A 9,176-nucleotide genomic window follows, 5' to 3' on the forward strand; every position below is an offset into this window, starting at 1 on the left:
TCCCTCCTAGTGTTTCATGATCCAAACCCGACGTTTTTGTCTTCCAAATTGCAAGGCATCTTCTAGCTCGGGCATATAGATATCAATTCGATTTCCCTTGATGTCACTGCCCACATCTTCGACCACGTAGTAGGGCTCCAATCCTTCGATCTTCACAATGCTACCTGCTGGAATTACCGTCCAATCGGCAGCGATCGTATGATCGGGACGCACAGGTTTCCCAGAAGCTGTGATCCCATACCCGGGGTCTCCAGGCTCCTTTCCGGTTGACTCTTTGCCGGCCGTGTACGCAGTGATCTCAAATTCGCCCACATACTCCATCTTTTCTGTATCCGGATTGGAAATCTCGCCCCCTTCGAAACTGGGTTGTTCCCCGTAAACATCCAAAAGACCGTCTGCTTTTATGAAGTCGATCCACTTGAGTGGGTCTCGACGTTTTCCTCCAATGGTGACATCCATGTGTAGGTGAGCACCAGTACTTCTCCCTGTACTGCCAACATACCCAATCACTTCCCCCTGCTGTACCCTCTGTCCAGGAGATACCACGTACTTGCTTAAGTGAAGATAACGAACAACGATGTCCTGCGTACGATTATTTTCGTGAACTTGTGTATCCAATTTTAACGCTACATAATTTCCGGCCGAGTCCGAGTGTTTCGCAATCTGCACGATCCCTGAGTTAATCGCCAGGACTGGAATATATTCGGGAACGCCCCAGTCGACCCCATCGTGGAATTCTCGTTTACCATAGAGTTCTCGGTAACAAAAACAACTTGTAATGGGCCACGTACTGCCATCCCAAAATGTCTTTCCCCTCACTTCAAAGTTTGGAGGCTCAATTTGAAAGTCCGGGTTGAGAATATAGATGGGGATCGATTGATAATAAACCGTGTACGCACTACTCAGGGAAGCTTGAGCCTTAACCAACCTCTCCTCATCTGTCTCTTCTCCACCCATGAAAAGATAAACGACTTCCTCTTTTTTGGTTCGATTGGTGATGTCGTCTAACCAGGAAGTGAGGAGATCATAGGACAAAAATAAAAATTTGGCCACCTTATCGACGAAACGATCCGTTAGGATGTCATCATTGATGTTATCTGAGAATTCCTCCACAATGGCGTAACCGTACCTCGGAATATATACTTTCATGCCGAGTTGAAGACCGTACGGGTTATCTTTTGCAACCGCTATCGTTCCGAATCGTGATTCGCTTCCTCTTCGGGGAAGTGTACCAAGCGGTGTCCTGCCTTTATTGATACGCCACGAATTGTCGTAGACTTGAACTTTTGCATGCATGGATTCAATAAACTCTTTTGGCGTTCGTTCCGGCAGGAGAGCATACAAGTCGATTTCTCCCCGCTCATTTCTGGGGGCAGAACCAATTGGTGATCGGGCAATCACTTGTTGCATTTCCGGCGGCAGCAGGTACTTCACACGGGGATCTTTTAAGTCCCGATCAAACCCATAGGCTTGAAAAATAACGATGTCAACATTCTGGTTATCTTCCAAACCATAGTGTCGAAGAGACTGTTTCAGTTTTTCATACGAAAAGTCCGTGTCTACGTGGGCCAACACCTCACGACATTTTTGGGTGCCGTCCGGCTGCTTCTCATAAACGGTTTGGTAATGATACTGATAGGTCCCGATATAGGTATGAGCAAAATCAAGCAGAATTCGGCCGTCACAAGCCTTTCGAAAACGAAATTCCGGCTTAACCAGCTCGTAGGTTTGGTTCAAATACTTTTCCATTTGCGAAAGATCATCGAAGTTGTAGGCTAGTTTGTCGATCGCAGCCAGAATGCCCCATGACAACTGATGATCGTACTGGTAGACCTGGGCAATTTCTTCTTCTGTCAAACCTTCTTTCCATGTGTCTGCTTTCTTTTCGTACGCCGCTTTTATTTCCAAACCGATTTTAGGAACAAAGTCATCTCTTCCGGTGAAGTTCAGCATTCCCCCTGTAAGATTGAACATCGAATCTAGGGTTAACATCACGAGAAGCACAATGACAATCAGTGGAATCATGCTCAAAATGAGAGAGAGTGCCATTCGTTTGACATAACGAAAAAGAAGGCGGGCCATGAGCAGGCCCACCTTTTTCAATCGTTCCATCATTGGTTACGGAATCTCCTTTGGAGTTCCGATCCATCTTCACCTTTTTTGAAACTGCTGATAATCAAGTGTGCCTCCCCCTTGTTCTTTACTGTGTTTGCTGGAACCCCCAATTTTTCTAGTGTGTAGGCTTGTTTTTCAGTAACCGGATCAGCGAACCATGCGGGTTCAACGGGTTTAAACGTTTGTTGAAAGGTCGGCCGAAATGCCGTACCTGATGAACTTTGGGGTGAACGACTCCCTTGTGATACGGCCCGGAAAGCGGCTTGTTGTGGTGCCGGGGTAAATACCGGTTCAATACGGTACTTCCTCACCGGAACGGATGGTCCGGAAGGCGGCAAAGGAATCACCTTTCCGGTAACTTTTTCAAGATGCATTTTCTGCCCCTCTACGTTCATCCTTCTAGCCATAGCTTGTTGATAGTTTTCCGCTGCTCCTTGATAGGTTCGTTCCAGATCCTCGTATCGTGCACCTGCATGAGATTCTGCTCGCTGTACTCTCTGTGCAGCCTGGTTCACTTGATAGCCAGCTTCCAAATATTGTGCAAGGGAAGAACCCGGGCGATAACCGGCTTTTGTAAGTGTTTGAACATCTTGACTACGATACACAGGATTCACAGCCTGTTTCGCTTGCTGTAACTGCTTGAAGGCTTGTTCTACCTGCTGGCGAGCCATGTTCTTTTCCGGAGTGTTTGGTTTGATGGCTTGGTAATCGGCCAACGCCCTCTCATACGTTCGCTTGGCATCCTGAATTGTCTGGTTTGCATAAATCAACTGCGGCCGCGAACGGTGATACGCCTCTTCATGTTGTTGTAACAGATTTCTCGCTTTTACGCGTTCTTCCGGCTCCATTTGTTGATACACGGCGTCGAGGTTACGTTTGGCCTGCAGGTGATCTTGCTTCGCTGCAAAAACCGGGCTAATCTGGCTGTCAGCTTGGCGGAGAGCAAACGCCGCCTCCTCTTCTTGCTGACGGACCTCTGCCCACTTCTGTGGTAATTCCATCATCTGCTGGTAGGCTGCCGCCTTTTGGCGATGATAATCACGGTCCAAAAACGGAAGCCGAGATGCTACGCTGTGGAGACCCTTTCGTACTTCAGGTGACGACGCTGCCGCGGTGAGTTGGTTGGCCGCATATCCGGAAAGTCTGGAACCCACTTTCGTTCCTGCGATCATACCGGGCGCACCTGCCATTGCCATTCCAGCCAATCCTCCAAATGCCCCTGCACTAAACTGGAATCCACGCCGCAAGAAATGTCCAATGGATTGCGTAAAGCTTTCTCCAGGTTGAGCCAATCCGCTTTGTTGATAAGCGTCACGTATCCCTTGAAAGCTTTGCATGGCTAATTTTCCTGTGTTCATTACACCCGCAATTCCAAGACCTGAAAGAGTCAGATAGGCCATCTTCCGTAACCAACCAGCTCCCTCATGGGCAAATCCGCCCCCCTGAAAAACTTCCCGTACAAAAGCTCCTGATGGAATGATCGCAAGCAATAAGACAGCCGAGTAAGCAATCTTCTCCACATCAGGTGCATCCTGCATGAGATTGAAGGCAAAACAGTACAGCAAGGCATGAACCGGCTGCGTGAACAGGTTGGTCAGCATTTCCCGATTCCACAAACCAAACAGATGACGTTTGGACGGAAAGTTTTGCAGCATCGCAATGATCGGGAACAGCACCAATAACCCCATGATGACAATCTTCTGCATGAAGTAAATAAAAAAGATCATCCCGTGCTGAGCCAGGGCGATCAATTTCAACATGGCTTCTGTTAACTTGTCATCAATGGTGTAATTCAATAATCCCTGCACGACAATTTCCGGATCAACCAGATTGGCAAACAGGGCAACAAATAGCATGGCGATATCGGAATAGATCCCCACGAGAAAGGGAATAAACAGGATCGCCAATGCTGAAAGGACCATGGTGGAGATAATACTTCGGGCAGTAATGCGATCCTGAACACCGCTCGGGAACATCAGGTAGTTTGCCTGATATCCAACGATAATGACAGCACCCGCCCAAAAGATCCCCATCATGTAGTAGTAGATGTATTTAATGGTCTGCCACGTATTTTCGTCAAACCGATAGTAGGCAAAACGATCCTTGTCTTTAAATTGAACCTCTTCCGTACCGTCTTCGCTCTTCACAATTTCAAAGTTAAAGATTTGCCGCTCCGGCGGCGGAATCAATAGTTCTAACCATGCCGCTACCCTCTGAACGACAAATCCAACACTGCTGCCCAGGAAGTTGGCGTCATTAAAGGCAATATCATACGCTGAAACACCAATACCGGTGATGATCGCTCCCCATTTTGCCTTGTCATACACTTTCTTCGCTTTTTCCCCCGCTTTCGCTGCCTTATCCGTAATTTTTCCAAACCACCCGTCTTTGAACAGTTTCCCTATCCAACTTCCGACAACCCCACCCTTACCTGCATCCGCCTTATACACACCGAATGTTGTCAGACCAACTCCGGTAAGCATGACGATGGCCACGGTGAGGATTACGACACGTCTCCACAATGCTTGCTCACCCCCCATGCTCTGGGAAGAAAATCTCTTGTTCCCAGGGAGAAAACTGCGTCACCACACGCACACTGTATTTCGGCTGCTTAATGATCACGTGGTGAGCTAATCCCATCCCCAAAAATTCCAGTTCCCCTTCGGTTAGTTTGAACAGCTCGGCACATCTCTGCAGATCGCCTTCGTGTTGAGCAAAGATAATTTTCGTGTCGCTATTCTGAATGACAGCTCTGCCGTGTTCATTCTCATAAAACTTTTGGAAGTTCTGGGTTGCCGCAATCGGCCCTCCCTTTCTCTTGCGGAACCGCCGGAAATAGGTTTCCAGTGCCTTGGCAGAATACAGGTTTTTGAAGAGTTCTTGGCACTCATCCGCATCGACGCGGAACAACGAGCCATCGTCCAGATCGCGCTTTTTCAAAAAGCGGTTCTCCAGATAAGAAAGAACCACAATGTTTGCAATCGGTAATAACTCCGAATTGTGAAGATCCCTCAAACCGAATCCCGCACAAGGGGCCTTTCCGAGTTCCACATTAGTTTGACAGTCAAAGATCCCAAGGGTTCCCTTATCGGTAAAGCGTTCAAGGGTAAGTACGGTTCCTTGTAATTCGTTGATTCCTTCCGCGAGCGAACAAAACTCATGATAAAAGTTCCCAAATTGCGGCGGTTTCTTTTTTTGCTTGGTGACGAATTGTCCATTCTGAGGATCAAAGTAAGCATCATGATACAAACTTCGTGGATCTTCCGTAATCCCACACTTTTCATACGCCCTGCGCCACGCTCGGTCCATATATGCTGCAATTACCTTATGATCAGCACTGTCCGTTAACCCCGCCATCGCTGCTGACAGGTTGACCATATCCTCGATTTTCCCCTGTAGATCCACAATCAAGCCACGCTCTTTGTGCTGTTCTACCTCGATGTCTGCCGGGTTAAACCGCAAATCGGAGTAACGGCTAATCGGCAGGTAGACACCTCCCAAGGTTTCAATGGTTTTTTTCAGGTCTCCTTCCTGGTCAATCACTGCATGGTAAACGCCGTAAGGAACTTCCCCAGCAATGATCTTTTGAAGCATGGCGGTCTTCCCTGTTCCCGAAACACCGATCAAAGAGATTCCAAAGTTATTCACGTGCTCCTTGTTAAACCCATCGAAAAGGACAGGAGAACCAACGTCATAATTTAGTCCCAATATTGGGCCATCCTCATGCGGCCAATCCGATACGGTAAAGGGATACAGGTTGGTCCCCGCTGCCAAATTCATCTCCTTCCACGCTTCTTTTCTCTTGATGGCCAGAGGACTGACCGCTTTGAACATCAGGTCATGCTCATAATCAGCCGGCTTGAGGCAATCCTTGGTCCCTCCAAACTTTGACATAAGGCGGTCTGCCTTTTTTTCTAGCTCTTCCTTGTTGTTGGCAGCCAGAATGATGAAGTTATCGAAGTAGATAATGCGATCTCGATTGTTATCAATATCAGACCGCAATTGCTGGAGCATGGCCAGCTCCTCTTGTTTGGAGAGTACGCCACGGCTGGACGCTTGCTTGGCGCGATCAATGAGTTTGGATTCAATTCCTTCAATGCGGTTCGTTAGCCAAGACAAAATCTTGTCTTTATCAACAGGGGCGATATATTGGATGAAGTCAATATCCCCTGGGAAACTCACAAGCGGGTGAAGATATCCAAAGTCAATTTCAGACGGCCATCCGTCTACAAAAAACGATTGGATGTACCTCTCACCTACCTGAATGTACGTAGCTGGTGAGAGATCAGCAGAATTTGGAGCCAACACTTCAATAAAATCATGGATCGGACGATATTCATCATCCTTCTCCTTCTTGGCCGACCAGATCAACTTGATCTTTGTTTTCAGGTTAAGCAAACGCGGGCACCCCTCTTACAAACAAGCTGTGAAATCCTTTTTCGTAGAGATCATTACCCGAGATGTACTTGGACTGTTTCTTATTGCACCAGGCGTGAAGAATATCGTATACGTCCGGAGTTTCCAGACGTTTGTACCGTCGTACAAATCGTTGGATACGACCCAAAGACTCTTCAATGCGATCGTTGAGAAAGTCGTTGGCTTTTTCCGGTGATCGAGTTGGGTCATCTAACGGAAATACAAGAAAATTACGGCGAACCGGTAGGTTCCTCGATGCAAGTAACTCCCGATTGAAGTGTTCTTGCTCCATCAAAAACGCCTCCGTCATTGAACCGGAAGCGTTATAGGTACGGACAAAATTGATCCGATTTTCTCTTTGTCTTTTCATCACTTCTTCCAGGTCAACTTGGCGACTTTGGATATACAATGCAATCTCAATCTCCAATGTCCGTAAGAAATCCTGCCACCCCAAGTAGACATTCCGTAATTCTTTTTCCGAGCAATGCGTTAAGGGTATCGGGAAAATCTCCAAATACTTTCGATAACGGCCATCTGAAAGGATCACAAGTCCATCCTGAACATCTTCCAGTTCCAGATACTCCGGCCAACTAATGCTCTTTCTGGAGTCCAATGTATCCTCTCCTTTCCCTTCGAATCACTCTTTTCGGTCTCAACCGAAATAAGAACCGGCGCCACCACACGATCCACGGAGATTCCCCTTTGATTTTTCGAAACATGAGATATCCCCCTGCTATGGGAAACAAGGGGACAATCTCGTAAAATTCAATGGATATGGAGACAAGCAACCCGGTAAATGAAACAATACAAATGATCCATTGTGTGTTGGACAAGACGAAAAGCGGGATGTCATTCTTTATCCCTTTCGGTACTCGTGCACGCATGGTACTCACTCCGCCCTTACTACGTCTGCAGCATGTTGTAGATGACCTTGGCTAAGGTAACCAGGCTGGCAATCAACAGCAATCCGATGATGATGCCAAATCCCCATGATTTTGCGGTCTGTCTGGCGTTTTGCCCCAAGGCTATGAAGTTAAGAAAAAACGCCAACAATCCACCGGAAATGACCGACGCAGACAGTGATATCCCGATCACCCAGTTAAAAATTTTGTTAATCAACTGGCTAAAATCAGTTTCGGGATTTCCTTCGGCCAGTCCAAATGGATCAAAATGTGGTTTGCCGTCTACCTTTGCATAGGCTACTTGAGCCTGATGAATTGGGACAAACAGTGACGAGAACAAAATGGCAACGAGCATCAGAATCTTGACTGATCGGACAGTCCAGCTCATACGAATTCTCCCTTCGTTTTGTCTACAATAAAAAATGTCGAGGCTAGCTGCGCGGAAACATCCTTCCTCCTTTCACGCATAGATTGCAGCGCCCCTCACAAATAGAAAAAAGCCCGGTACCGTTTGGATACCAGGCATTCAAATGCAGCACTCCTAGATAGAGAGATATGACTGAATAGTAATCCAAGCTGTGTAGAAAATCGCCCCCCATTGGACTATCAGCCGCTCTGCGGTTGAACCAGTCTGAAAAAACGTTACACCGAAGCGTCTTGAGCTCAACGGCGAAAACAGCGCAATCTTTTCAGAAATGAAATCCAAGGCGAGATGAGAACCGTACCCAATCAGGGCCGGTTTCCACAAGTTAGGTTGATACAACCAAGCAAATGCGACAACGACTCCGATTCCCACAAAGCCATGTGTGGGGCTTTCCCGGTTTTTTACAAGCACCAGTAAAAGCAGAAGAACCCCAATGACCATGAATAACAGTTCGTACTTTTCCCATCCGTAATAAACCAGCATCCCTCCTACCACCAAGAAAACAAAGGGACGGAGCCAGGAAGGTATGAAGGGCATCAACATCCCACCCATTCGACTTCTTGGCTCCGTTATATCAGGAAGTAACGATGTAAAAATGACCGTGCCTAGTCCCATTACCCATAGCGGCAATTCATCCCATTGATGCGGTAGATTGTACGAGCAGTACGCAGCAACCGCAACAGTCATATGTGTGCGTCCTAGCATGGAAGGCTCTCCTTCAGGTTGAGTAACTGCTTATTGATTTCATCTAACTTTTCCCGTAGAATGGCCACTTGTTCGGGAGGGCATGTACGTAACTCTCGCTTTAATCTGGCTCGCTCAGAAAGCAATCGTTGAACATTACTGTTGATTTCAAACAAAATCCCCATCGAATAAGCCTCCTTTCACATTACGTGTACAAAACAAAAAGCCCTTGCAACAGGGCCTCCTACTTCAAAGCTAGTAACCGACCAAATACGGTATCGAACATGTCAATTTTAGATTCTGCCGCTTTTCTCGCTTCCTCAAGTGATCCAAATACTTTCCCGTCATCCAAGGACCGATACTTTTTTGGAGATTCAATCTCAAAAACGTAGGTTTGGGTATCACGGCGAAATGTAACCTTCCCTCGATACCCCTTTTTCTTGAACGTCCACTCAACAGGCTGTAAATACGGAAAGTCACGTAAGGTCACGGGAATTAATTTCAATAGCAATACCTCCAACCATCATACAAATATGGATGAATTTGAGATGTTTGAGCAATAAAAATATCGCTTTTCCAAGCGATTCGGAATGTGCGTATAATTCAAGCACTTTCATATTGTCAATACATAGCAT

7 protein-coding genes are annotated in these 9,176 nt (G+C 46.9%); all 7 read right to left on the bottom strand.

Annotation, left to right across the window (positions count from 1 at the left end):
• Positions 1-6 precede the first annotated feature (6 nt).
• Positions 7-2,115 (bottom strand): peptidoglycan DD-metalloendopeptidase family protein, encoded by a 2,109-nt coding sequence (locus ACTHO6_RS18195; protein WP_238501353.1) that lies wholly within the window; start codon positions 2,113-2,115, stop codon positions 7-9.
• Positions 2,112-4,637: a hypothetical protein gene (locus ACTHO6_RS18200; RefSeq protein WP_238501352.1), complete on the bottom strand. Its 2,526-nt coding sequence runs from the start codon at positions 4,635-4,637 to the stop codon at positions 2,112-2,114. The genes ACTHO6_RS18195 and ACTHO6_RS18200 overlap by 4 nt, the downstream gene beginning before the upstream one ends.
• 7 nt (positions 4,638-4,644) lie before the next feature.
• Positions 4,645-6,513: a VirB4 family type IV secretion system protein gene (locus ACTHO6_RS18205; RefSeq protein ID WP_238501350.1), complete on the bottom strand. Its 1,869-nt coding sequence runs from the start codon at positions 6,511-6,513 to the stop codon at positions 4,645-4,647.
• Entirely contained in the window at positions 6,506-7,144 is a 639-nt protein-coding gene (locus ACTHO6_RS18210) for a hypothetical protein (protein ID WP_238501348.1), read from the bottom strand. Before ACTHO6_RS18210 ends, ACTHO6_RS18205 begins: the two co-directional genes overlap by 8 nt.
• A 290-nt stretch (positions 7,145-7,434) precedes the next feature.
• Entirely contained in the window at positions 7,435-7,821 is a 387-nt protein-coding gene (locus ACTHO6_RS18215) for a hypothetical protein (RefSeq protein WP_238501346.1), read from the bottom strand.
• Between the two features lie 153 nt (positions 7,822-7,974).
• Positions 7,975-8,562: a metal-dependent hydrolase gene (locus tag ACTHO6_RS18220; protein WP_238501344.1), complete on the bottom strand. Its 588-nt coding sequence runs from the start codon at positions 8,560-8,562 to the stop codon at positions 7,975-7,977.
• Positions 8,556-8,726, bottom strand: coding sequence for a hypothetical protein (locus tag ACTHO6_RS18225; protein ID WP_440243125.1), 171 nt, complete (start codon positions 8,724-8,726; stop codon positions 8,556-8,558). The genes ACTHO6_RS18220 and ACTHO6_RS18225 overlap by 7 nt, the downstream gene beginning before the upstream one ends.
• Between the last annotated feature and the right edge of the window lie 450 nt (positions 8,727-9,176).

Source organism: Brevibacillus sp. SAFN-007a, from assembly GCF_051967035.1.
Lineage (GTDB): Bacteria > Bacillota > Bacilli > Brevibacillales > Brevibacillaceae > Brevibacillus.